The sequence below is a fragment of the Levilactobacillus fuyuanensis genome (genome assembly GCF_003946395.1).
Classification (GTDB): domain Bacteria; phylum Bacillota; class Bacilli; order Lactobacillales; family Lactobacillaceae; genus Levilactobacillus; species Levilactobacillus fuyuanensis.
This window is the reverse complement of sequence record NZ_RHNZ01000006.1, coordinates 130709-157016: the sequence shown is the minus strand read 5'-3', so window position 1 is coordinate 157016 and position 26308 is coordinate 130709. Positions and strand designations below refer to the sequence as shown.

Sequence of the window (26308 nt, the reverse complement as noted above, 5' to 3'; positions counted from 1 at the left end):
CCTCGTCTTAAAGCTGCAAAGGTCGTGCATCTCCAAGACGTCCGATGGCCTAGGCTACCCAAGAACGGTAGCCAACGCCATTGACACGGCTGGCTCCATCCCTGACATCCTGCGGCTAAGCTAGTTTTAAGCAGTGGCAGTTGAGCGAGCCTGAAATTTTGCTGATAGACTGCGGTTTTAGTCTCTTTCATGTTTTAATGTCGCAATTAGTTGTCGTTTATTCGAACCATTGTCTTTATGTTGTTAATTAAAAGTTCGAACTGAAAAAATGTTGAAAGCGTAGAAATCTGACGAATTAATTAGGCAAGATTATTGTGCCAATCATGAGGAATGGGTGCCACATTACTAGGTGAATATTTATGGATAAACGTTCACCTAGCCGGAGGAGGTCAGGAATGGAGTCGGCTGTGACGATGATGTTAGTCCGGGTGGTTTTCTCCCGGAGTTACATCATGGGACGTGTTTGGAGACTCACGTGAGCTTTGTGAGGCTTCAAACCGAGCTGGAAGCCCGTATTTTGGCTGAAGGCGGTGCCCATAGCAGACGGAATTTCTGACAGCCGCAGGCGACAACTGTTAACCGATATAATAAAAATTCAAAATTAATTTTAACCGAGGAGGATGCAATCTATGAATCCAGAAAAAATGACTGAAGCACTGACCAGTGCGTTAAGCGAGGCGCAACGCATTGCCATGACCCGCAAGCACCAAGCGGTCACGGTGGCGCACCTCTTTAAATATTTGATTCAACCCGGGGAACTGGGTCGCGAGATCTTTGCCAATGCCGGCGTGGACATTACCGCCATGGACAGTGAATTGGACCGAGAACTGGACGGCATCAGTACGGTCTCCGGCAGTGGGATTCAGTACGGGCAGGAATTTTCACATAACCTGAGCGACCTACTGCAGAAGGCCGACGCCATCAAGAACAAGTACGGCGACGACTTTCTAGCCATCGATACAGTGCTGATCGCCCTGATGCAACTGGGTGGCGAGAACCTGACGGATTATCTCAAGAGTCAGGGCATCACGGAACAGATGGTTCGTAACGCCGTTGATAAGTTGCGTAGCGGCGAACGTGTCACCTCTAAGAATCAGGAGGACCAGTACAAGGCTCTCGAAAAATACGGGACTGACCTCGTTAAGGCTATGCGCAGTGGCAAGATCGACCCAATTATTGGCCGGGATGATGAAATCCTGTCGGTCATTCGGATTCTGTCACGCAAGACCAAGAATAATCCCGTGCTGATCGGGGAAGCCGGTGTCGGGAAGACCGCCATCGTTGAAGGCTTGGCCCAACGGATCGTTCGTGGGGATGTGCCAGACAACTTGAAGGACAAGACGATTTTCTCCCTGGACATGGGGTCCCTGATTGCCGGGGCCAAGTACCGAGGTGAATTTGAGGAACGGCTCAAGGCAGTCCTGAAAGAGGTCACCAAGAGTGACGGGCAGATCATCATGTTTATCGATGAAATCCACAACATCGTGGGTGCCGGTAAGGCCGAAGGCAGCATGGACGCCGGGAATCTGCTGAAACCCATGCTGGCTCGTGGCGAGCTTCACCTGATTGGGGCCACTACGCTGGACGAGTACCGCAAGTATTTGGAACAGGACAAGGCGTTGGCTCGGCGGTTCCAACGGGTCGTGGTCAACGAACCAAGCATTGACGACACCATCACCATCTTACGGGGATTGCGTGAACGTTTTGAAATTCACCACGGGGTTAAGATTCACGACAACGCCCTGATTGCGGCCGCCAAACTTTCTGACCGCTATCTGACCGACCGGTTCTTACCCGATAAGGCGATTGACCTGGTTGACGATGCGTCGGCTTCTATCCGGGTGGAAATGAACTCCGCGCCAACCGAATTGGATCAGGAACGCCGGCAAATGATGCGGATGCAGGTCGAACAGACCGCGTTGAAGCAGGAAACGGATGCGGCTTCTCAAGCACGGCTCAAGGAGCTGACGAAAGAACTGGCCGACATCAAGGAAAAGGTCGACAAGCTGAGTGCCCGTTGGAATCAAGAGAAGACGGCCATCAAGAGTGTCGGGACCAAGAAGACGGAACTGGACAAGGCCAAGCGTGATTTGGAAAACGCCGAGGCTCAATACGATCTGAATAAGGCTGCCGAACTCCAGCACGGCACGATTCCGAAGTTGGAGCAGGAATTGGCTGACCTGGAAAAACAGAATCAGCAACAGGACTGGTTGGTCTCCGAGTCCGTCACCGAAAACGAAATCGCTAGCGTGGTCAGTCGGATGACGGGAATTCCCGTGACGAAGCTGGTCCAGGGCGAACGGGAAAAGCTGCTGAAGCTGGCTGATCGTCTGCACGACCGGGTCGTTGGTCAAGACCAAGCGGTTTCAGCCGTAGCCGATGCCGTTCTGCGGTCACGAGCCGGCCTACAAGATCCCACCAAGCCACTCGGGTCCTTCCTGTTCTTGGGACCAACTGGGGTTGGGAAGACCGAATTGGCCAAGGCCCTCGCCGAGAATTTATTTGATAGCGAAGATCACATGGTTCGAATCGACATGAGTGAGTACATGGAGAAGGAATCCGTGTCCCGGTTGGTCGGGGCGGCACCAGGATATGTGGGCTATGAAGAAGGTGGCCAGCTGACCGAAGCCGTGCGGCGTAATCCGTATACCATCGTGCTCTTCGATGAAGTGGAGAAGGCCCATCCCGACGTCTTTAACCTGTTGCTACAGGTCTTGGACGATGGCCGGCTGACCGATAGTCAGGGCCGGACCGTTGACTTCAAGAATACGATCCTAATCATGACGTCTAACCTGGGGTCCGATCTGTTATTGCAGGGAACCGATGACCAGGGGCACATTACGACCGCAGCCCAGGAACAGGTGGCGAAATTGCTCCAAGCCCACTTCCGGCCAGAATTTCTGAACCGGATCGACGACACCATCATGTTCACGCCACTGACGTTGGCCGATGTTCAACAGATCGTGGTTAAGTTGGTCGGGCATCTCGCCGACCGGTTGCACGAGCAGCAGTTGGATCTTACGATTACGCCCGCCGCACAGGCCTGGATCGCGCAGAAGGGGTACCTGCCGGCGTACGGTGCTCGACCACTGCAACGCTTCATCACGACGCACGTTGAAACACCGTTGGCTCGCCAGTTGATTGCCGGTGATATCCCGGTTAACAGCCTGATTACAATTGACGTGGTGGATGACCAATTGACCTTCACGCACGAGCTTCAGGCGAAGACGATTCCAGCGACGGATTAATTGCGGGTTAATAGTGAATTGAATAAAAAATGAGTCGATGACTGTACTGTCACGGTGCTTTGAGCGCCGTAACAGTGCAGTCTTTTTGTAATTGGACGTTGCCATGGTAACGTCCAATTACGGCTGATTACTGGGTGTTTTCGAGTATGCGGGAAAGTGCCTAAATTGACCAGAGAACATTTGTTCGTCTTACGAGTATTTGGCGATTTTTCTGGTATAATAGCGATAAAGATAATGTTGAGAGGAGTGGACAGGATGTTTGTCCCGTTACAGGTCATGAGTACCTACAGCTTGCTACAGAGTACCAATCGCATCCCCGACCTGGTGCAAACGGCCAAGGACCGCGGCTATACCACGCTGGCTCTAACCGATAAAAATGTGATGTACGGGGTCGTGGCCTTCTACAACGCCTGTCGTGCGGCGGGCATTAAGCCAATCTTGGGACTGACGCTGACCACCCAAGCGATTGGGGAGCCAACGCAGCCGAGTGAGCTGGTCTTCTTGGCCAAGGATTTCACCGGTTACCAACAGCTCATGCAGCTGTCCACGGCCTATCAGGTCGCCGAAGCACCGGTCGATCTTAGCCAACAGACGGCTAATCTGACCCATCTGAGTGTGATTACGCCACTGCATAGCGAAGTGGGGAAACTGCTGGCAATTGGGGATGTTGCGGCGGCAACGAAGACCGTCCAGCAGTTACAGGCGTGGGCACCGGATAATGTTGCCGTAGGAATCAGTCCGGATTTGGACGCGACGATCCAGCAACAGCTACAAGAGGTGCAAACGGCGACGCAAGTTCCTCTCGTGGGTCTCGCACCGGTAGAATACCTGAATCGCGAGGACCACTTTGCCGTGACGGTTCTCCGCGCAATCGGGGCGGGCGAGGTCATCGAAGACTTACCGGCCGCGCAGGAGACTATGGGGACCCACTGGCTACGGCCAGCCGCCGAGGAGGCGGAACGGTTTACCCACGCGGGTTTGGCGGATGCCATCACGGCAACGGAAAAGGTAGCCGCGGCGTGTGAGGTGACGCTGAAGTTTCAGCAGCCCCAACTGCCACAATTTCCAACGCCTGACCAGCAGGACTCCCAGAGTTATCTGCGTCAGCTGTGTCAAGAGGGGTTGCAGCGTCGTTTAACGGCAAATGGCATTGCGGATAGCCAGCCTTACCAGCAACGCTTAGAACGCGAACTAGGGACCATTCATCGGATGGGGTTTGATGACTATTTCCTGATTGTCTGGGACGTCATGAACTTCGCGCACCGGGCCCACATCCAGACGGGGCCAGGCCGGGGGTCCGCGGCCGGATCGTTGGTCGCCTACGTCTTGGCAATCACCGAGGTCGATCCGTTGACTTATAATCTGTTATTTGAACGTTTCTTGAATGAAGAACGGGCCCAGATGCCCGATATCGACCTGGATATTCCGGACGATAAGCGCGAACAGGTCCTGCAGTACGTGCACGACAAGTACGGCCACTCCCGGGTCGGTCAGATCATCACCTTTGGGACGCTGGCCACTAAGGCGGCTCTGCGTGATGTCGGTCGGGCCTTGGGGATGGCGCCGTATCAGATGAGTGATTGGAGTGCCGCGATTCCCAACCAGTTCCACATCACGCTGGCGGACGCCTATAAGCAGTCCCAGAAGCTACGCAATCTGGTGGCTGATAGTGATAAAAATAAATTACTCTATGAGACCGCCTGCAAGCTGGAAGGTTTACCCCGCAATTATTCGACCCATGCGGCCGGAATCGTGTTGAGCCAGGGGCCATTGACGGATCTCGTGCCCCTACAACCGGGGGCTGGCAGCCTGTTGATGACACAGTACCCTAAGGACACTGTTGAAGCGGTCGGCCTACTAAAGATGGATTTCTTGGGTCTACGTAACTTAAGCATTCTCGCCAACGCCCTAGCGTTAGTCAGAAAGCAGACGGGACAAGTCCTGGATATCAACGCAATTGACCTCAATGACGCGGCGACCCTCAAGCTCTTTGCACAGGGGGAAACCAACGGGGTCTTCCAGTTTGAATCCTCTGGGATCAAGCGGGTCCTGCGCCAATTAAAACCCAACAGTTTTGAACTGGTCGCTGCGGTCAACGCCCTGTACCGACCGGGCCCAATGGAAAACATCGATACCTTTATCAAACGCAAGGACGGGCAGGAGCAGGTGACCTATGCGGCCGACGCCCTCAAACCAATCCTGGGGCCGACCTATGGGGTTCTGGTCTACCAGGAACAGGTCATGCAAGTGGCCAGCGCCATGGGGGGCTTTACGTTAGGTGAAGCCGATCTGTTGCGGCGGGCCATGAGTAAAAAGAAGAAGCAGACTATGGATGCCATGCAGAAGAAGTTTGTCAGCGGCGCCCAACAACTAGGCTACGCCACCGAGACGGCCCAGCAGGTCTTTGCTTACATGGACCGGTTCGCTAATTATGGGTTCAATCGCTCCCATGCCGTGGCCTATAGCAAGCTAGCCTTTCAGCTGGCATATTTGAAGGCCCACTATCCGGGACCGTTCTATGCAGCGTTGTTGAATTCGGTGATCAACGTGCCAGAGAAGACCAAGCTTTACCTGACCGAGGCCAAGCGCCACGGAGTCACCATCTTACCGCCAGACATCAACCAGTCGTCGGCGTACTTTAACCTGCGTGGCGCGGCCATTATCTTTGGCTTGAGCTCAATCAAGGGTGTGCGGCGCGACTTCCTGCGGGAATTACTGGCTGACCGTCACGAGAATGGACCGTATCAGGATTTGCATCAGTTCCTGCAACGGATTGCCGACAAATATCGAAAGGCCGATCTCCTGAACGCATTGGTCTATGCCGGGGCGTTTGACAACTTCGGCTATAATCGCGCGGAATTGATTGCGGCATTGCCGGAATTTCTCAGCAGTGTTGAACTCTCTGGCGGGAACGTCGAGCTCTTTGCTGCGCTGGCACCTAAGGTCGATCATCGGCCTGACCTGGATCTCATGACCAAGCTGACCCAGGAAGAGGCTGTGCTGGGGGCCTATCTGTCGGGGCATCCGGTGGAGCAGTACCGGCCGCTAGCCCAGCGACTGCATGCCGTGACCATCAGTGACCTGGCGGAGAACAACCGGGTTACGGTCGTCGTTTATGTCACGCGGATCCGGACGATTCGGACCAAGCGCGGCGAGCCGATGGCCTTTGTCACCGGGAGCGATGAGACCGCTGATGTCAGCATCACCATTTTTCCTAATCAGTATCGTACGGTGAGTGAGTGGTTGAAAACGGACCAGGTCATCGTCGTTCGGGGCAAAGTTGAACAGCAACGGGGACTGCAGATTGTGGCCGACCGACTAGATCTGGCCGAAAGTTTGCAGCCGGCTGGTGAGCAACAGGCCAAGCAAGGGAATCGCTGGTTCATTCGGGTCGATGCGGATCACGACCAGCGGCCGGTCGCCCAGCAACTCGCCCAATTTCTGACGGTGAACGCGGGACCGGTCCCAGTAATCGTGTATCAACCGCAGACCGATCAAAAACGATTGTTGCCTAAGACACAATGGTTACGAGCAGATGTGGCCTTAAAAGCAGCGTTAGAGCGCCTAATGGGTGCTGGCAATGTTGTCTACGAAAATGGATAGACCAATTTATTGAAAAATACCTCTAGACTATTTATACCAAGTTCTGTATTATATATACCAATGAACGAGATATTCTACTTTGGAGGTATTTTTTAATGAAATTAAACGTTAAAGTTTATTCCGATGGGGCCAAGTTGGCCGACATGAAGGCGGTTGCGGCGAAGGGACTCGTCGAAGGCTTCACCACGAATCCTAGCTTGATGAAGGCTGCCGGAATCACGGATTACCTGGCCTTCGCCAAGGAAGCCGTTGCAACGTTCCCCGACCAATCGATCAGTTTCGAAGTTTTCGGCAACACGCCGGAACGGATGTTAGCTGAAGCTAAGGTGCTCGCAGCGTTGGGCAAACACGTTGCCGTTAAGGTCCCGATTATTCGGGCCAGCGGAGATGACAACACGGCTGTGATCACGGCGCTTTCCGATGCTGGGGTCCAGGTCAACGTGACTGCTATTACGACGTTACAAGAGGTTAAGCTAGCGGTGGATGCGTTGAACCCGAAGACTGGCGGCATCGTGTCCGTATTCGCCGGTCGGATCGCCGACACCGGTGTCGACCCAATGCCAATGATGAAGCAGTCAGCAGAGCTCTGCCACGCGAAGGCTAATGTGGAACTTCTGTGGGCTAGTACGCGTGAATCAATTAACGTGATTCAAGCCAACGAGACCGGCTGTGACATCATCACTGTGCCCCCAAAGATCTTGAACAAGCTGGACAAGTTTGGTAAGGATGCCTTTCAAGTCTCCGTTGACACGGTTAAGACCTTTGACCAAGACATCGCCGAATTGGGCTTCACGATTCCAGTTGAAGTTGGATAGACACTGGTTTTTGCCTGTGGCTAAATATTGTGTCAAAATAGTTTAAAAATTGATTTTAAGAGAAGCGAGTGTTGTGTTCTGATGTGAGCACGAGCTGACCTCTTTTTAGTTGAACAGAGAGATTTTGTCTCAAAAGTGTTCGGATTGTCTGCTATTTTTGCGTGGCCAAAATAAATCGACAATTATTTTTTCAATAACTGATTGGTTATAAAACAAATCGATTTCTGTGGGTTTTCAGTGCCGGCAGGCAAGGGAAAACGCTTACTTTGAGAAATTGTGTACAAAGTGTCGAAAAATCGATAAACATAGCAGACATTAAATTTCAAAAGTGATAGAATAATTTTGGAATCAAATTTGAGCCGAAACTTTTGGCATGCCAATTTTTAACGAGATGGGCGGACTGCTTCGGCCAATTCTAAAGGAGAGATTTTTCTAATGAAGAAAACCAAGATCGTAAGTACCCTTGGTCCTGCAAGTACTGACGTTGATACGATTGTTAAATTAATCGAATCTGGCGCCAACATCTTCCGGTTCAACTTTTCACACGGTGACCATGAAGAACATTTAGACCGTTTGGAAAAGGTCCACAAGGCTGAAAAGATTACTGGTAAGACCGTTGGTATCATGTTAGATACTAAGGGTGCCGAAATTCGGACGACTGTTGAACAGGGTGGCAAGCTTGACTTCCATACCGGCGACGTATTCCGGATCTCCATGGATGACTCACTCGAAGGAACCAAGGAAAAGATCGCTGTTACTTACCCTGGCTTATTCGACGATGTCCACGAAGGCGGCCACGTCTTATTCGATGATGGTTTATTAGATACTGTCGTTGAATCCAAAGATGACGCAACTAAGGAATTAGTTGTTAAGGTTCAAAACGATGGTGTCTTAGGTTCCCGTAAGGGTGTTAACGCTCCTGGCGTTTCCATCAACTTACCTGGGATCACTGAAAAGGACTCCGATGACATTCGCTTTGGTTTGGACCACGAAATCAACTTCATCGCTGCTTCATTCGTTCGTAAGCCACAAGATGTCATGGACATCCGTGAACTCCTCGAAGAAAAGCACATGGAACATGTCCAAATCTTCCCTAAGATCGAATCCCAAGAAGGAATCAACAACTTTGATGACATCATCAAGGTTTCCGATGGTTTGATGGTTGCTCGTGGTGACATGGGTGTCGAAATTCCTACGGAAAACGTTCCTTTGGTACAAAAGGCTTTGATCAAGAAGTGTAACATCTTAGGCAAGCCAGTTATTACTGCTACCCAAATGTTGGACTCCATGCAAGAAAACCCACGTCCTACGCGTGCCGAAGCTTCTGACGTTGCCAACGCCGTCTTTGATGGTACTGACGCAACCATGCTTTCTGGTGAAAGTGCTAACGGTGAATACCCTGTAGAATCCGTTGCAACTATGAACCGGATTGACATCAAGGCTGAAAATGCTTTGGCAGAATTTGGCCGTGACAACTTGGACTTCGATAACGGTGACGTTACTGAATCCATTGGTGCTTCCGTTGCCCGTGTTGCTAACGAATTGGGCGTTAAGACCATCGTTGCTGCTACGGAATCCGGCTACACTGCAAAGATGATTTCTAAGTACCGCCCAAATGCTGATATCTTAGCTGTTACCTTTGACGACCGTACTCGTCGTGGCTTGATGGTTAACTGGGGTGTATACCCAATCGTTACCGAAAAGCCTGCTAACACTGACGCAATGTTTGATTTAGCTGCTGCCAAGGCCGTTGAAACTGGTTTGGCCAAGGAAGGCGACTTGATCTTAATCACTGCCGGTGTTCCCGTTGGCGAACGCGGCACGACTAACTTGATGAAGATCCAATTGATCGGCTCAAAGTTAGTTCAAGGCCAAGGTGTCGGTGATGACACGGTAATCGGCAAGGCCGTTATCGCAAACTCCGCTGCTGACGCAAATGCAAAGGTTGTTGAAGGTGGTATCTTGATTGCCAAGAACACCGACAAGGACTACTTGCCAGCTATCGAAAAGTCTAGCGCCGTTATCGTTGAAAACGGTGGGTTGACTTCTCACGCGGCTGTTGTTGGGATTTCCATGGGGATTCCTGTTATCGTTGGCGCTACTGGTGCCAGCGAAAAGATCTCCGATGGCGAATTGATCACCGTTGACTCACGTCGCGGTATCGTTTACCACGGTGCTTCCAACGCGCTTTAATACGAGATAAACCTGTTATTAAAAACGGACCCTCTGTCGGGGGTCCGTTTTTTGTGGCTTATGGAGGAATTAGACTGCTCGAAAGCGTTGCTACGCGGGGATTGTTACCTGTCGTTTCGGACATCACGGGTGACGGTAATGGCGTGACAGGCGTCATAAGTAAATTTGTAAAGAATAACTCTCGCTAGTTGGGCGGTTTCCGTGTAAAATAAAGGTTAGACACTTTTGAACGGTTGACTGGGAAACCAGTAGAATTGAGGAGATTATGGAAGAACTATTAGGCCGCGTCATCGCGGGAAAAGTTACCGATGAAAATGAAAATGATTACTACGTTCAGATTGCCGGAACGACCTTTCGGCTGGACAAATCAGAAATCAAGAAACCTTTAAAATTAGGGTCAAACTTCAAAGGGTTTACCTATGAAAATGAAAATCACGAAATGCAGATCACACGGGACGCACCACAAGTTCAAGTCGATCACTATGGCTTCGGGACGGTTGTTCGGACGCAACGGACGTTAGGGGTTTTTGTCGATGTTGGCTTGCCTAACAAGGATATTGTGGTTTCCTTGGATGACCTGCCAGACATGATGGAATTGTGGCCCCAACAGGGCGACCGCCTGCTGATTGCTTTGCGTGAAGATGCCAAGCAGCGGCTTTGGGGTGTGCTGGCCGACGGTGACATTTATGCCGCCATTGCCCAACCCGCCAAGAAGATCCTGCAGAACTCCAACGTGATTGCCCGCTCGTATCAACTGAAGCTGGTCGGCACGCGGGTGATGACCGATCATTACGAATTAGGATTCATTCACCCATCCGAACGGGAACGCGAACCCCGCTTAGGTGAAGAACTCCATGCACGAGTTATCGGGGTCCACGACGATGGGACGTTGAACCTATCCCTACGTCCACGGACGTACGAAGCCATTGATGACGATTCAGCGATGCTGTTAGCCGCACTGGAACACAGTGAGGACGGCCATTTGGACTTCAGCGACAAGAGTGATCCAGCCGCTATCAAGGCTTACTTTGGGATCAGCAAGGGTCAATTCAAGCGGGCCATCGGGCACCTCTTGAAGGCCCGGAAAATCACGCAACACGATGGGCAACTCTGGTTAGTGCCGACTGAAGCCACCGACACGACTGAGGAGACCCAAGACTAGGAGGTATGCTCATGACCGAATTGGCAGATCAGACGCTGGACTTTGCGCACTACCTTACCGTGGAGCAGGGATTGGCCAAGAATTCGGTGACGAGTTACACCCAAGAACTCCATAACTTTGAGGCGTATCTGACCGAACAGCAGCTCACAAGCTTTCTCAAAGTCGACCGACTGACGGTCATGAACTACCTGAGCGCGCTGACGGCCAGTGGAAAATCGCGAAATTCTGTGATTCATGCCGTGTCAGCTTTACGAAAATTTTATCGCTATCTGGTGCAAACGCATCAGCTGACCGACAACCCGATGGCAAACATCGCCGCACCCAAGCACGCAGAACATTTGCCGGCGGTACTGACGGTGGCCGAGGTCGATCGGTTACTAGCTACGCCGGATACGGCGAACAAATACGGTCTGCGTGACCGCGCCATTCTGGAAGTGATGTACGCGACTGGGCTGCGGGTCAGCGAGCTGGTTCACTTGAAGCTGGCCGACCTACACCTTGAGATGGGCCTGATTCAGACGCTGGGTAAAGGCGATAAGGAACGCATTATTCCGATTGGGGACGTGGCGACCGACTGGATCAACCGGTATCTGGCGCACAGCCGGCCGGTCCTATTGAAACAACGGACCAGTCCCTATCTCTTTCTCAATGCGCACGGCGGTGGACTGTCACGGCAGGCCATTTGGCAGAAAATTAAGCATTACGTGGCGCTAGCTGACATTCAAAAGGACGTGACGCCCCACACCCTGCGGCATTCGTTTGCCACCCATATCTTGGAGAACGGGGCGGACTTGCGGGTGGTGCAGGAACTCTTGGGACACGCGGACATTACGACGACGCAGATCTACACGCACATTTCTAAGAAGCGGCTGGTTTCGGTCTATGATCAGTATCATCCCCGAGCCTAGCCAATTGTAGCGTGTGTGGAGACGATTAAACGGAGGTAAACCATGTTATTGAAATATCGTAGCGATTATCAGAAGATCGCCATGGGCTTACTGAGCCTGATGCCGAGTTTTAAGGACTGGGACCGGCTGCAGCGGGAACTGGCCTGGTATCAGGGCGGCACCGACCGGACGCTCTACCTGTGGAAGGATGCGTACGATGACTTTGCCGGTGTCGTGGGGACGCAGGTTCAGGGGAACTACCTGATCGTGCGGCTGATTACATTGATGCCGGATAAGGATGTCATTGAAAACACGTGGCAGTTGTTGGATCAACTCGCTACGACACTACCAAACAAACGGCTGATGGGGACCCTCTCCACGGCCAAGACTATTGCAAAATGGGAGTATCACCATGGACAAAGCCACAGCAACCGGGCAACCGCTGATTCAGGTCAGTGATTTTGAAGGCCCACTGGATCTACTGTTACATCTAATTAAAACCAACGAGATGGATATTTACGATATCCGCATTGCAACCATTACCAGTCAGTATCTGGATTACCTGCATCAGATGCAGACGCTACGCCTCGACATTGCTGGGGAATACTTTGTGATGGCGGCGAACTTGATGGCCATCAAGGCCAAGCTCTTGTTGCCGAAGCCCCAGACGCTGGAACCCAGCGATGAGGATGACATGAGTGATCCCCGGGAAGACCTGGTCAATCAGTTGCTGGAGTATCAGCGCTATAAGCAAGCGGCGCAGGTGCTTAAGGAACGGGCGCAGGCGCGTCAACAACACTTTACCCGCCCCGCCATGGCGGTGCCGGATTCGGTGGCCTTGTCGGTGGCCCCAGGCATTGAACCAGCTGATCTACAGGCCGCACTGGCCAAGCTGATTCATCGCGCTATGGTGGCCAAGCCGGTCACCCAGAGTATTCAGCAGGAACACTATACGATTAAAGCACAGATGCAAACGGTACTGACGCGCTTGGCGCACAGTAAGGGTCCGGTCAGCTTTGAGAAGTTGCTGGGGCAGACGCCGGTGCTCGATGAGATCGTCACGACCTTTTTGGCCGTCCTAGAGCTCGCCCGGCAGCGCCAGGTCGCCTTACAGCAGGTCAGTCGCTTAGTGCCCTTGCAGATTAATTTTTTACGGTTGAAAGGTAGGTATCCCACGGATGTCACCCCTAGCACAGATTGAAAGTTTATTATTCGTCAGCGGTGACGAAGGCATCACGGTCGCCGACTTAGCGGCGGCTACGGGATTATTGCGACCGGCAATTCTAGCCTCTTTGGAACGGCTGGCCCAGAAGTATGCGGCTGACCAGGACTCGGCGTTGGAGTTGATGGTCAACGATACCACCTATCGGTTAGTCACGAAGGAAGCGGCAGGCGACTTGATCAAGCGGTACTTCGAGAACCCCTTGAGCACGAGCCTCTCACCGGCTTCACTGGAAGTGTTGGCGATCATTGCGTATCGTCAACCGATTACACGGATCGAAGTCGATGAGATTCGTGGGGTCCAGAGTGCATCCACCGTGCAGAAATTGGTCTTGCGCCGGCTGGTAGAAGATGCCGGGCGTCTCGATGAACCGGGACGGCCCAAGCTCTACCGGACCAGCGCCTACTTCCTCGACTATTTCGGCTTAAAGCAGCTCACCGAATTACCACCGTTACCCGCTGCGGCTAATCCCAGCGAACAAGGCGATGGGGATGGCGGCGACTTGTTCTTGCAGGCCTTTAACCAGCAACTGAACCAATCAGGAGAAACAGGAGATGAAACGTAAATGGAACGACTACAAAAAGTTTTAGCACATGATGGCGTGGCTTCACGGCGTCAATCAGAAAAATTAATCATGAGCGGCCGCGTCAAGGTCAATGGCAGCGTTGTGACGGAATTGGGGACCAAGGTCGGCGTGCACGATAAGATTCTCGTGGATGGTGTCCCAATCACTACCGAAGCGCCTGCTTACGTGATGCTGTATAAGCCACGGGGCGTGATTTCCACGTCTAATGATGAAAAGGGTCGTAAGACGGTGGTCGACTTGGTCGAAAACGTTAGCCAACGGGTCTACCCAGTGGGTCGGTTGGACTATGATACCTCAGGATTGATCCTGTTGACCAACGACGGCGAACTCGCCAATCGGTTGACGCATCCGAAGTATGAAGTTGAGAAGACCTACGTGGCTCGGGTCACGGGGATTCCAACGAACGATGCGTTGCGCGAATTGCGTCAGGGCATCACGGTCGATGAAATCAAGTATGCCCCAGCCAAGGCTAAGATCATCAGTACCGACGAGAAGAAGAAAATTGCCATTGTCTCGTTAACGATTCACGAAGGCAAGAATCATCAGGTTAAGAAAATGCTGAATGCCATTGGCTGTCCCGTTGAGAAGTTAAAGCGTGAAGAATATGGTTTCTTGACGCTCAAGGGGCTCCAACCCGGCGATGCACGTAACCTGAAGCCGGAGGAAGTCAAAGAACTTCGTCGGTTGACCGGTTTAGCCTGAGGTAAATCGTTGACAGACGTTGGTTCGTTTAGTACATTAAAGGTGTACTAAAAATTTATGGTTCATCTTCAGGGCAGGGTGTAATTCCCGACCGGCGGTAAAGTCCGCGACCCGCGCGAGCGGTTGATTCGGTGCAACTCCGAAACCGACAGTATAGTCTGGTATGCAGAAGATGAGACGTTGCTTTTTGCGTAGCTTAATTTTGACGTAAACTCCAAGGTCTTGCTCTTCTGTGGCGAGGCCTTTTTTCGTGGGTCGCGTCACTGAGATGGCCGCAAGGAGGAATTAGTCTCATGGAAAGTAGTCATAAGGGGTTAAGCGTTCGCGCTATGGTCGAGATGGCGTTATTTGCCGGAGTCTCCTATATCTTGATGTTCGTGTCGATTCCCATCATTCCCATCGTGCCGTACATGAAGCTTGATTTGAGTGACCTGGTCGTGTTGATTGGGTTAGGGGTCTTTGGTCCTGCGGGGGCGATTACGATTGCTGCGATTAAGGAGTTGTTGTACTTCGTCACGACTGGGTTAGATATCGTCAACTTTATCGGGGTACTGACGGCATTCATTGCCGACCTCGCGTTGGTACTGCCCATCAGTGCCGTGTTACGGCGTCACGAGTGGACGTTCAAGCGTCAGGTAGTCGCAGTCATTGTGGGGACCTTGAGTTTGACAATCGTGTTATCCCTCGCCAACTGGTGGGTGATCACGCCCCTGTATCTTAAGGTGTGGGGGATGTCATTGGGCTTACCCGTCAATAAGCTCATCTTATTCGGGGTTATTCCGTTTAACCTGATCAAGGGGATCGTCCTAGGGGTTCTGTTCATTCTACTGAATCGGCGAATGGCGCCCGGGCTACGGAAGCACACGCTATCATAAATGATGCAATCATGAATTGTCTTGAAATGGAGGGCTGGCAGACTGTCAGCCCTTTTCGTATGGTAAACTAGGTGCAGACTTATTACGGAAGGGATGCGTAGCCATGGAAGCGGCGGACTTATTAGCCTTACTGGATCAGCAACAGTTTCGCCGTTTACGGGTGATTGAGAACCTCCTGCGGGAGAAGAAGACGGTGTCGACACTGTACTGGGGACTGCGCTACCGGTTACTCTATCTGATTGCCTTGGATAAGAAAATGCTGCGGGGAGCCCTAGACGCTCCAGCACAGGCGTTGATTAAGCGGGGATGGGCCGAGACCGGTGAGACACCCGATCAGATCCGTTTGACCGCAGCGGGTGCCACTGAACAGGCAGCGCATGCCGAGCACCCGCAGACGTGGGCCAATTGGGGGATGTTGAATCTATTGGCCGCTCGCCAACGGCTCTTACTGGCGGTGCAGGTCGTTAGCCAGTATGCCCATTCGGCCAAGCGCTATTATCCCTTGGCGACGGATCTGGAGACGCGTCAGGCGGTGCGGAACTGGTTCCATCAAAGTAAGAGTTCTCAGCTGCCAGAACAACTGTTCGATGTGTTAAAAAGTAGCCTTGAAAAGCTACCCCCAGTCACGGCTGGTGTCGTCACGGACTTATTCACGGGCTATGGCCAGCCGGGGCTGACGGCAGATCAGCTGGCGTTAAGTCAGCAACGGACCGCGTGGACGGTGACGTTGATGCAGTTTGACGGGGTCATGCAGATCGCGCAGGACGCCCGAGATGCTGATCATCCATTGCGCCCACTATTTCGCTCCCTGTGGCAGTCGCCGGTCACGCGCAGTGCACAGCAGACTCTAGCGGCGGTGTCGCAGGGACGGAGTGTGGCACAGATTGCCTCGGTGCGGCAGATCAAGCCGGGGACGGCGCGCGAGCATTTACTGGAGGCGGCGATTCTATTACCGTTAGCGCAGTTTCCCTATGACTGGTTATTGACGCCAGCCATGCGCACAGCGTTTGCGTCACAGCTGACGGGGCCAATCGATGCCTGGCAGTATACGGCGTTACCGCAGGAACTTCAGGATCGTTACACATTTTTTGATTTTCGACTCTATGCCATTTGGTGTGATAAGCGAGGTGTGGGGGATGCTTGAGCCCTTAACGACAAGTTTAGAAAAGGTATTTGGCTTTACAAAATTTAGAGAGGGTCAGCAAGCGGCCCTTACGGCACTGGAGACGGGTCAGGACACCTTGGCCGTTCTACCGACCGGTGCTGGTAAGACGTTGATCTATCAGCTGTATGGGTATCGTCATCCGGGATGTGTGCTGATTATCTCCCCTCTGCTGTCGCTGATGAACGATCAGGTCAATCGGATGCGTATGGCGGGATTTAAACGGGCGGCCGCGATTAACTCGCTGACGAGCTATACGGAGCGGCAAGTAATCATGCGCCACCTCGGGGAATATCAGTTTCTCTTCATGTCACCGGAAATGTTGGCGCAACCGCAGATGCTGGCGCAGGTGAAGCAGATTCAGCTGAGTCTATTGGTGATTGACGAGGCCCACTGTATCGTGCAGTGGGGCCCGGATTTTCGACCGGAATATCTGCTGCTGGGAGCCATTCGTACGCAGTTGCAGCAGCCACTAACGTTGATGCTGACGGCAACGGCGGGCCAGACCACGCGACAGGAGATCGCCAAACAGTTGCGGAGTCAGCCAGAAATCGTGGCGGAGTCTGTCGATCGGCCCAATATTTTTCTCGATGTGGAACAAGTCGCTGATGAGTCGGAAAAACAGGAACGCCTGACGACGTTGGTCGGTCAGCTACAGGGCCCGGGCGTGGTGTACTTTTCCAGTAAGCAGCAGGCCGATGATACGGCGTTAGCGCTTCAGCAGCAGACCGGCGTGAAGGCGGCGGCCTATCACGCGGGACTGAGTAGTGAGGACCGCTTCAAGATTCAGCAACAGTTCATGGCGGGGCAACTCGACGTGATCTGTGCGACCAGCGCGTTTGGGATGGGCATCGATAAGAATGATGTCCGCTACGTCATTCATTATCATTTACCGGCGGACTTTGAGAGCTATGCGCAGGAGATTGGGCGTGCCGGACGGGATGGTCTGCCGAGTGTGGCTATTCTGCTTTATGCCAGCGGGGATGAACAGCTCCCTTTGATGCTGGGACAGGCCAATCGACCCGAACCGGAGACGATTCATCGGTACTACGCACGACCACAGGCATTCAGCGAGGATGATGCGGCGATTGCACTATTGGCATTCTACAAACGGCATGGCATTAGTGAGACGGCAGTCATCAGCCTGTTCAGTCGCCGAGAACGAGAACGGAACAGGGCGCTGGCCCAGATGTTGAAGTACGTGCGCGAACCGCACTGTTTGCGGCAGAATTGGCTTGCGGCGTTTGACGAGCAGAGTCCGGCACATCATGAGCGGTGCTGTTCACCGGCGGGGATGCCCCTGGATCTCGACCAACTAGGCTTACTGGCGTCACATAAATCTGACCCGGTAGCTCCGAATGGAGACTGGGTTGCGCGACTACGGCGGTTATTTTAAGAAGATTTTAGAGAATTCGACTAGCTGGTATGGTTGCAAATATTCTTTTGACTTAGCAAGACACATCTCATTCGGACTGACGCTATTAGAGTACTGATACTTTTTAGCATGCGTTATTCATTTGAGGAGGCAAATTATTGTATGAAGAGGATTTTTCAAACAGCTATAGGATTTATTATCGGAATATTTCTTGGTGGTATTGGTTTAGACCAGTTGGGAGAATCTGATTTAATTCAGTTTCTCTCTGCAATCGGTGCGTTGCTTGCTTTCTGGGGAGTATTGTATCAAGTTTCAATTCAAGTTGCACAATTTAGAATGAATCAGCGTCCGAGGTTTAACTTCTATTTTAAAAATGCAATTCAAGCCGGAGACCGTGCGCTTTCGAAGTCTAATTCTTGGGATTTTAAAAAATATTATAGAACATATCCGTTAATTCAAGTTAGAGGTGATATTCCAGCACTAGATGTACTTATGATTGCTGAATCGAATAAACAAGCACAAGATTATCTATACTCTGGGAGCATTGTTAATGAAAAATTTCTTCTTGATTTTGAAGGGGTCAGACCACTTCGGAAATTAACAGTCTATTTTAAAACCAATGTTGATGAATTTGGTAAAGTGGTATTTGTCTTTGGGAAAAAAAGAGTATTAATTCCAAAATATACGTGGGGGAGAAATTTAAAAAAAGAGTACCATCAAGAAATACTGAAAGTTAACAATCTCAAAGATAATGCAGATACGGACTTTGAATTTTTCAATTTTACTGAGAACGATTTGAAAACATTTAATGTTTATAATGAAAATATGTTAAAAAAGGAAAAAATTTGGGATGATAAAGACGAAGCTGTAGATGAACTTGTATTCGGAATCAAACGTGACAAGAACAAAACTATACTGGAACGTTCTAGGGCTCGAAGAGTGTTGAAAGAAAATAATCTGCATAGTGCGGAAAGTAGCAATGGTAAAACAACGTAGATTTGCTGATTGATTGTATTCTTCTAGGCTACACCAGGGCTTATTTTGAGACTTTTTATGAGTTTAAATAAGGTTGAAGGAGAAGATGAATGATGAAATGGATTTAACAAAGAGAATATTTAAAGGAAAATATGAAACGAGACTGGTTACTGCGTTTGTCTACATAGCGCTTTCTTTTAGTGTAATGATGGTTTTTTACGGGATAGCAGCTATTGAAAATTGGAATTTTGAGGAAATATTAGTTAAAAATATTCATACTTCTTTTGGAGTCAGTTTTGTTTCAACTGGAGTAATGATGTTTTTACTTACGGTTTTTGCATATGTGGCAAATCGAAATGTTTTTAGTTTGGCTCACTTCTTGATATTTGTGTTTACGTTAGGATTGTTTGCCTTTCTGACATCAGAAATGTTAGAAGTAGATCCCATTATCTCAATTGATAGTTTGGTGTTGAGCGCTGTATTTGCTTTATCGATAAATGTGCTAATGATTGTGTCTGCCTTAATTAAAATTCTGAATGTATTAATTCAAAATCCTAAGGATAGATTAACAGTTGTTGTATCCTTTTTTGGAGCGATTATCTCACTAATCGCATTCTTTAAGTGATACGCAAATTTACCCATTTTAGAAGTATAATAAGTAAAACTTGAGTAAGCGCTATGTCTAATTCAGACAGCACGACACTTTCTTCAAAAATATCAAGAATCTATATAAATGTTGAAAGATCGCCGATGACTAGTTTAGCTATAACAAGAATTCACAATCCATAATTAACTGTAGGTAAAATAATTAAGAGATTTTGAAGAATGCCGTCATATCGATACTTCAAACAATTATAGCTACCTAAAAAATCTTCAGCGTGGTACAATTACGGTTGAAAGTTTTTCAGGGAGGTTAGATGATGAGTCAAAAGCGTGACGATCAAACGTCGAAGGAACAGGAGTCCCATCCATGGGATTCCTCGTTTGCCGATGATCGCGACGATCAGGGAAACCTGTCACGAACGAAAATGCGGCGACAAAATCATAGCAATACCATGGTTACCATCATTTTGGTGGCAATTATCATCGTGATTGCGGCAGCCTCGTTGGTCTACGGCCTAGCCCGTCAAAGTGCGGTCAACCGGCCTCAAAATACCGAGAAGGTCGCGGCTAGTTTGTCTAGCTCGTCCTCCAAGAAGGCCAAGAGCTCCCATAAATCATCAAGTAAGGCATCATCGAAGAAGCAAGCTGCTTCAACGAGCCACAAAAAATCAACGACATCTACCACGACTGCTAGTTCGGCTAAGACGACTAGCAGTTCTTCGGCTACCACCAGCCATAGCAGCTCAGCAGCCACTAGCAGTAGTACAACAACTAGTAGCAGTACGAGTTCAAGCAGCACCGCTGGTCAAAAGTATGCGACCGTCGAATCCGGCCAAGGGGTCTACCGGGTCGCAACGAATGCCGGCATTTCAGTTGATAAGTTGCTTGAATTAAATGGCCTGTCTTCAGGTGCTGCATTGCACCCTGGTCAAAAGTTACGTGTAAAGTAGGATTTAATTTCAATTTATAGGGAGTTTGGTTTGATGGATAAACAAGGATTACAGGTTGCCATTGATGGCCCAGCCTCGGCTGGGAAGAGTACCGTGGCGAAAATTGTTGCACAGCGTTTTCACTACATATACTGTGATACGGGTGCCATGTACCGCGCCATTACTTGGAAAGTCTTACAAGCGGGTGTGGCGTTAGACGATGAGGCCGCCGTGAAGGCCCTCTTGAATCAGATCACAATTCGTTTTGAACCCGGGACTCCCGTTCAAAAGGTCTTCGTCGACGATACCGAGGTGACCTTAGCGATTCGCCAACCGGACGTGACGAATGCCGTTTCACAGATTTCGGCCCAGTCAGCCGTTCGGGCTGAATTGACAGAACGCCAACGGCAGATTGCTGATGCTGGCGGTATTGTCATGGATGGTCGAGATATTGGGTCAACCGTATTGCCAAAGGCCGAGGTCAAGATTTTCTTGGTGGCGAGTGTCGAAGAACGGGCACAACGTCGGTTGAAGGATAACGCGGCGAAGGGTATCAATACACCACTGGAAACGTTGAAGTATGAGATCGAGGAACGGGACCGTAAAGACTCGACGCGCAAGATCTCACCACTGACCCAAGCAGCGGATGCAATTCGGCTCGATACGACGTCCATGTCCATCCAGGAAGTGGCCGATCGTATCGCTGAAATCATCCAAGAAAAAGAATCCCTATAGAAATGGGCTTTTTACTAGCTTTTAACAGCATAATCAGCTAAAATGGTATTTAGAGTTGTCGCAAGGAGGAAAAATTCGCATGAGTGAAAATGGCACGAGTCAAAACAATGAAAATAACGAACTATTAGATGCTTTAAACAGCATCGATAACGTTAAAGTCGGTGACGTCGTTAAGGGTGAAGTCTTAACGATCGATGACGACCAACAAGCAATCGTCGGTATTGCTGATACTGGTATTGAAGGGGTTGTTCCAAAGAAGGAACTTTCCACGAAGCCAGTTGATGATATTAATTCTGTAATTAAAGTCGGGGACGTTATGGACCTCGTCGTAATTTCTCGTATTGGTACTGACAAGGAAGGCGGCAGTTACTTACTGTCACAACGTCGTTTGGAAGCCCGCAAGGTTTGGGACGACATCCAAAAGGAATTCGAAGCAGGTCATACGTTGACTGCACCCGTTACCCAAGTGGTTAAGGGTGGGTTAGTCGTTGATGCTGGTGTGCGTGGATTCGTTCCTGCATCTATGGTATCTGACCACTTCGTCGAAGACTTATCTCAATTCAAGGGCCAAACCCTGGAATTCAAGATTGTCGAAATCGAACCTAGCGAAAACCGTCTGATCCTTTCTCACCGTGCATTGGTTGAAAAGGAACGCGCAGCACAAAAGGCTGAAATCATGGCTAAGTTGACTGCTGGCGACGTTGTCGAAGGTAAAGTTGCCCGTTTGACCAACTTTGGTGCCTTCGTTGACCTTGGCGGTGTTGATGGATTAGTTCACGTTTCAGAAATCGCCTTTGAACGGGTTGAAAAGCCTAGCGATGTCTTGAAGGTGGGCCAAGAAGTTAAGGTTAAGGTCTTATCTGTTGATACTGACCGCGACCGGATCTCCCTTTCTATCAAGCAAACCTTACCAGAACCTTGGGATGGTATTGAAGAAAAGGCACCACAAGGTAGCGTCTTAGACGGTACTGTTAAGCGTTTGACTAGCTTTGGGGCCTTCGTTGAAGTATTCCCTGGCGTTGAAGGTTTAGTTCACATTTCCCAAATTTCTCACCAACACATCGCAACGCCTGCTGACGTTCTGAAGGTTGGTCAAGAAATCAAGGTTAAGGTCTTGGATGTACGTCCAGATGACCACCGTTTGGCATTGTCTATCAAGGCCTTGGAAGAAAAGCCACAATCTGGTGACGAAGCTTCCGAAAGCCACAGTAGCAACAATAACAACCGGAGCCGGAACAACAACGGTGGCAACAACAACCGTCGTCGTAACAACCGGAACTCTGCTGAAACTTCAACGGCTAACGCCCCAGAAGAAAGCACTGGTTTCTCTTTAGGTGACCTCATTGGGGACAGCCTGAAGAAGGACATGGAAGACAACGAAAACAACTAATACGTTTACGTTTGGTTGAAGAAGGGTTTGGCGCGGAACTTTGTTGGTTTCGCTCCGAACCCTTTTCATGTCATCAGGGGTAAGTTTAACTGTGTCGCCAATGAGCCTGAGAATAAGCCCGCAACGGCGAAACAGTGACCGCCAGTTTTGACAGTTAACCGATTATCGTGTAGACTATGACTCTTGTGAGCAGATGTTGGTGCTCGAAGCATGGTTTACATGGTTAATACATGAATGTGAGTCATCCATGTGAGCCGTGAGGGTGGCAAAAGTAAGCTCAGCTGTGGGAATTCACTTTGCGGTGGTTTGTACCGCTTAGTGAATTGGTGTGATGGAAACTCGGTTTTGGAGGTTCCACCACAAGCTGAAAGACCGGTTTGTGGCTTTCAGCGTCCGCCCTAGCGTTCCAGTTTATTTTTGCCACCCGGTAAGGCGGATGGTAACATCTATGTAACTCGTATTAAAAATTAAATTGATTTGAAAAAGGAGGGATTTGTCGTGGCTTATCCCGTAGTCGCAATCGTGGGTCGTCCTAATGTTGGTAAATCGACCCTGTTCAACCGGATCGCCGGTGAACGAATCTCAATCGTTGAAGATACCCCAGGGGTTACGCGTGACCGAATCTATACGCGTGCCGAATGGCTGGGAACTGAATTTCGGATGATCGATACTGGGGGGATTGACCTCAGTGACGAACCATTCATCACCCAAATTACGCAACAGGCGGAAATCGCCATCGAAGAAGCCGACGTCATCGTCTTCATTACGAGTGCACCTGAAGGGGTCACCGATGCTGACGAAAACGTGGCTAAAATCTTGTACCGAGCTAACAAGCCAGTTCTCTTAGCGGTCAACAAGGCCGATAACCCTGAAGTGCGGGAGTCTATTTATGACTTCTACTCATTAGGCTTAGGCGATCCATACCCCGTTTCCGGGGCCCATGGGTTGGGCTTAGGTGACCTGCTGGATGCCGTCGTTAAGGAATTTCCTGACGATACCGGTGCACCTAAGGACGATACCATTCGCTTTAGTCTGATTGGTCGGCCAAACGTTGGGAAGTCCTCTCTGGTCAACGCCATCTTGGGTGAAGACCGGGTCATCGTCTCTGACGTGGCTGGGACTACCCGTGACGCCATCGATACGAAGTTTACCGCTGACGGCACCGAGTTCACCATGGTCGATACGGCCGGGATTCGTAAGCGTGGTAAAGTCTACGAAAACACTGAAAAATACAGTGTCATGCGGGCCATGCGCGCAATTGACAATTCCGACGTCGTTCTGATGGTCATGAACGCTGAAGAAGGTATTCGTGAACAAGATAAGCGAGTCGCCGGCTACGCCCATGAGGCTGGTCGCGGGATCATTATCCTGGTCAACAAGTGGGATACTCTGAAGAAGGATAACCACACGCTGACTGACTTTAAGAACCTGATTCGTCTCGAGTTCCAATACCTGAGCTATGCTCCAATCATCTTCGTGTCGGCGAAGACTGGGCAACGACTCGATCAACTGCCTGAAATGATCAAGCGGGTCTCCGAGAACCACAACAAGCGGGTCCAATCCGCTACCTTGAATGACGTTATCATGGACGCAATCGCCCTGAACCCAACACCATCCGACAATGGGAAACGGCTGCGTGTTTACTACGCGACCCAAGTGGCCATTGCACCACCAACTTTTGTGGTCTTCGTTAACGATCCCAAGATGATGCACTTCTCTTACGAACGTTTCTTGGAGAACCAAATCCGAGAACATTTCGATTTTGAGGGGACACCGATCCATCTGATCGAGCGTGCGCGGAAGTAGGTAAAAAAAACGCTTTAGTCTTACTCTAAGGCCGATTTTGACCCATTTTTCGTCAAAAATCATAAATCTTACGGGATAATTGCTAAAAAATGGCGTTATCCCTTGTCATATAAGGCTTCCTGTGCTATCTTTGATTAAGAAATGATGCGGTTGACCGTATTTGTTTCATCATTTTTGGACCACTCAAAAATGACTACTAGATGGCATTCATCTAATCTTCATTGCAGGAGGTGAATTCAAACATGGCAAACAAAGCACAATTGGTTAGCGACGTTGCAACTGCAACTGGTTTAACTAAAAAGGACGCAACTGCTGCAGTTGATGCAGTATTCGATTCTGTCCAAGCAACGTTAGCAAAAGGCGAAAAGGTTCAATTGATCGGCTTTGGTAACTTTGAAGTACGTGAACGTGCAGCTCGTAAGGGCCGTAACCCACAAACTGGACAAGAAATCCAAATCCCAGCAAGCAAAGTACCTGCATTCAAGCCAGGTAAAGCTTTGAAGGATGCTGTTAAGTAATTACAATTAATTATTTAATAGGTAAAGGGCCAGGTCGGCAATTGTCGGACTGGTTTTTTATTATCCAAATTTTGGGGCGGACTGAGTGTTTATGGTTTCCTTGTTTGATGGGATTGCGTATAATTAAATGAGTTGTCAATTTTAGTGAATTTAACAGAATGAAACTGTGCTGCACCTACGTGGAACGCAAGCGTAGCGGGGCAGTACCTAACAGTGAATTAAATGGAGGCGGGTTATGAGTTACGCACAAACGGCACTTGACCAATTGGAAAAGGGACAGCTCGACGATTTCAAGAAGCAGTATGCCTTGTCACTGCGTCACGATGACGATGATACCCTGTTTAGCCTAGGCGAGGAGCTTTACTCCCTGGGATTCCTGAACCAATCACGACGAATCTACGAGAAGCTTTTGAAGAAGTATCCCGATGAAGACGAATTGCGGACGAACCTGGCCGACATCGCCATTGATGAAGATAAGAACGACGAGGCCTTGGACTACCTGAACCAGGTCAGCCCGGACTCCCCAGCCTACGTGGAAGCCTTGATGGTGGCAGCTGACCTTTACCAGACGCAGGAACTCTTCGAAGTTAGTGAGCAGAAATTGTTGACGGCCAAAAAATTGGCCCCTGACGAGCCCGTCATCACGTTTGCCTTGGCCGAGCTCTACAATACCATGCGTGAGTTCAGAAAGGCCATACCGCTGTATTTAGACCTAATTACGGCTGGTACGACCGAGTTCTCCAAGGTTAACTTGGTGGAGCGGCTTGGTGTGGCGTATGCCAACGCTGGGCGCTTCGAGCAGGCTATCGGCTACCTCAAGCAGATTCATACCGGGGATATGACGCCGGACGTAAAATTCGAAACGGCCTTTACCTACCTGCAACTTAAGGAACGGACCGAGGCTATCAACCTCTTCAACGAGTTGAAGGACAGTGATGAACACTACACCTCACTTTACCCATACCTGGGTCAGGCACTGGAGCAGGAAAACCGATTACCAGAGGCGCTGACGGCCTTACAAGAGGGGTTGGGTGTTGACCAGTATAACGAGAAGCTCTGGCTCCAGGCGGCTCACGTGGCTACTAAATTGGATGATGAGGCCTTGGCCGAGAAATACCTGAAGAAGGGCCACGAGCTTGACAGCGATGATCTGGCTGCGGTGATCCAGTTGAGTAACCTTTACGTCAAGCAAGAGCGTTGGGACGAGAACGATGCTTTGGCTAAGCCATATGTGAAGGCCGAAGACGCCGATCCCCAGCTGTATTGGAACTTGGCGGTCACGGCGAACCATCAAGAAGACTTTGCCGGTGCCCGGAAGTACTATGATGCGGCGGCGCCATTCTTTATGGATCAGCCGGACTTCTTGAAGCCAGCCATCTACTTCTATCGTGAAGAAGGGGCCAGCGACCAGGTCGTCAAGCTGTTACAGGCTTATCTGAAGGTCGTGCCGGATGACGCTGAAATGGCATTGATGCTGGAAGGCTATCAAGATATTTAAGTGAAACGAGAAGAAGGAATGGTT

The 26308-nt window shown here is 50.3% G+C and carries 21 protein-coding genes and 1 riboswitch; all 21 genes read left to right on the top strand.

What is annotated here, in order from left to right:
• The first annotated feature begins 629 nt into the window (after nt 1–629).
• The 21 genes from clpB to EKM73_RS04500 all read left to right on the top strand — a co-directional run bounded on the left by clpB (nt 630) and on the right by EKM73_RS04500 (nt 26284).
• Nucleotides 630–3248: an ATP-dependent chaperone ClpB gene (clpB, locus tag EKM73_RS04600; RefSeq protein ID WP_125700807.1), complete on the top strand. Its 2619-nt coding sequence runs from the start codon at nt 630–632 to the stop codon at nt 3246–3248.
• Between the two features lie 255 nt (nt 3249–3503).
• Nucleotides 3504–6851, top strand: coding sequence for a DNA polymerase III subunit alpha (gene dnaE, locus EKM73_RS04595; RefSeq protein WP_125700806.1), 3348 nt, complete (start codon nt 3504–3506; stop codon nt 6849–6851).
• A gap of 95 nt (nt 6852–6946) precedes the next feature.
• Nucleotides 6947–7666 carry a transaldolase gene (locus EKM73_RS04590; protein WP_125700805.1) on the top strand — a complete coding sequence of 240 codons (720 nt, stop codon included), beginning with the start codon at nt 6947–6949 and terminating at the stop codon, nt 7664–7666.
• A gap of 435 nt (nt 7667–8101) precedes the next feature.
• A complete protein-coding gene (gene pyk / locus EKM73_RS04585; RefSeq protein WP_125700804.1) occupies nt 8102–9859 on the top strand; it encodes a pyruvate kinase in 1758 nt (585 codons plus the stop codon).
• A 265-nt stretch (nt 9860–10124) separates the two neighbouring features.
• A complete protein-coding gene (locus EKM73_RS04580; protein WP_125700803.1) occupies nt 10125–11021 on the top strand; it encodes a CvfB family protein in 897 nt (298 codons plus the stop codon).
• 11 nt (nt 11022–11032) lie between these two features.
• A complete protein-coding gene (gene xerD, locus EKM73_RS04575) occupies nt 11033–11929 on the top strand; it encodes a site-specific tyrosine recombinase XerD (protein WP_125700802.1) in 897 nt (298 codons plus the stop codon).
• 42 nt (nt 11930–11971) lie between these two features.
• Nucleotides 11972–12367, top strand: a complete 396-nt coding sequence (locus tag EKM73_RS04570; protein WP_125700801.1) for an N-acetyltransferase — start codon at nt 11972–11974, stop codon at nt 12365–12367.
• Nucleotides 12321–13109 (top strand): segregation and condensation protein A, encoded by a 789-nt coding sequence (locus EKM73_RS04565; RefSeq protein WP_125700800.1) that lies wholly within the window; start codon nt 12321–12323, stop codon nt 13107–13109. Before EKM73_RS04570 ends, EKM73_RS04565 begins: the two co-directional genes overlap by 47 nt.
• On the top strand, nt 13087–13695 hold the full coding sequence (scpB, locus tag EKM73_RS04560) for an SMC-Scp complex subunit ScpB (protein ID WP_125700799.1): 609 nt from the start codon (nt 13087–13089) through the stop codon (nt 13693–13695). Before EKM73_RS04565 ends, scpB begins: the two co-directional genes overlap by 23 nt.
• On the top strand, nt 13696–14418 hold the full coding sequence (locus EKM73_RS04555; RefSeq protein WP_125700798.1) for a pseudouridine synthase: 723 nt from the start codon (nt 13696–13698) through the stop codon (nt 14416–14418).
• A 60-nt stretch (nt 14419–14478) separates the two neighbouring features.
• A riboswitch (FMN riboswitch) is annotated at nt 14479–14596 on the top strand.
• A gap of 115 nt (nt 14597–14711) precedes the next feature.
• Complete coding sequence (locus tag EKM73_RS04550) at nt 14712–15293, top strand: ECF transporter S component (protein WP_125700797.1); 582 nt, start codon at nt 14712–14714, stop codon at nt 15291–15293.
• 103 nt (nt 15294–15396) lie between these two features.
• Nucleotides 15397–16437, top strand: a complete 1041-nt coding sequence (locus EKM73_RS04545; protein ID WP_125700796.1) for a helix-turn-helix domain-containing protein — start codon at nt 15397–15399, stop codon at nt 16435–16437.
• A complete protein-coding gene (locus tag EKM73_RS04540) occupies nt 16430–17851 on the top strand; it encodes a RecQ family ATP-dependent DNA helicase (protein ID WP_125700795.1) in 1422 nt (473 codons plus the stop codon). The genes EKM73_RS04545 and EKM73_RS04540 overlap by 8 nt, the downstream gene beginning before the upstream one ends.
• Nucleotides 17852–17992: 141 nt before the next feature.
• Nucleotides 17993–18826, top strand: coding sequence for a hypothetical protein (locus tag EKM73_RS04535; protein WP_125700794.1), 834 nt, complete (start codon nt 17993–17995; stop codon nt 18824–18826).
• Nucleotides 18827–18911: 85 nt separating this feature from the next.
• Entirely contained in the window at nt 18912–19430 is a 519-nt protein-coding gene (locus EKM73_RS04530) for a hypothetical protein (protein WP_125700793.1), read from the top strand.
• Between the two features lie 295 nt (nt 19431–19725).
• Complete coding sequence (locus EKM73_RS04525; protein ID WP_125700792.1) at nt 19726–20358, top strand: LysM peptidoglycan-binding domain-containing protein; 633 nt, start codon at nt 19726–19728, stop codon at nt 20356–20358.
• 33 nt (nt 20359–20391) lie between these two features.
• Complete coding sequence (gene cmk / locus EKM73_RS04520; RefSeq protein ID WP_125700791.1) at nt 20392–21072, top strand: (d)CMP kinase; 681 nt, start codon at nt 20392–20394, stop codon at nt 21070–21072.
• Between the two features lie 79 nt (nt 21073–21151).
• Nucleotides 21152–22462 carry a 30S ribosomal protein S1 gene (gene rpsA, locus EKM73_RS04515; protein WP_125700790.1) on the top strand — a complete coding sequence of 437 codons (1311 nt, stop codon included), beginning with the start codon at nt 21152–21154 and terminating at the stop codon, nt 22460–22462.
• Nucleotides 22463–22960: 498 nt separating this feature from the next.
• Nucleotides 22961–24268: a ribosome biogenesis GTPase Der gene (gene der, locus EKM73_RS04510; protein WP_125700789.1), complete on the top strand. Its 1308-nt coding sequence runs from the start codon at nt 22961–22963 to the stop codon at nt 24266–24268.
• A gap of 242 nt (nt 24269–24510) precedes the next feature.
• On the top strand, nt 24511–24786 hold the full coding sequence (locus tag EKM73_RS04505) for an HU family DNA-binding protein (protein ID WP_011667553.1): 276 nt from the start codon (nt 24511–24513) through the stop codon (nt 24784–24786).
• Nucleotides 24787–25021: 235 nt separating this feature from the next.
• A complete protein-coding gene (locus EKM73_RS04500) occupies nt 25022–26284 on the top strand; it encodes a tetratricopeptide repeat protein (protein WP_125700788.1) in 1263 nt (420 codons plus the stop codon).
• Nucleotides 26285–26308 lie beyond the last annotated feature (24 nt).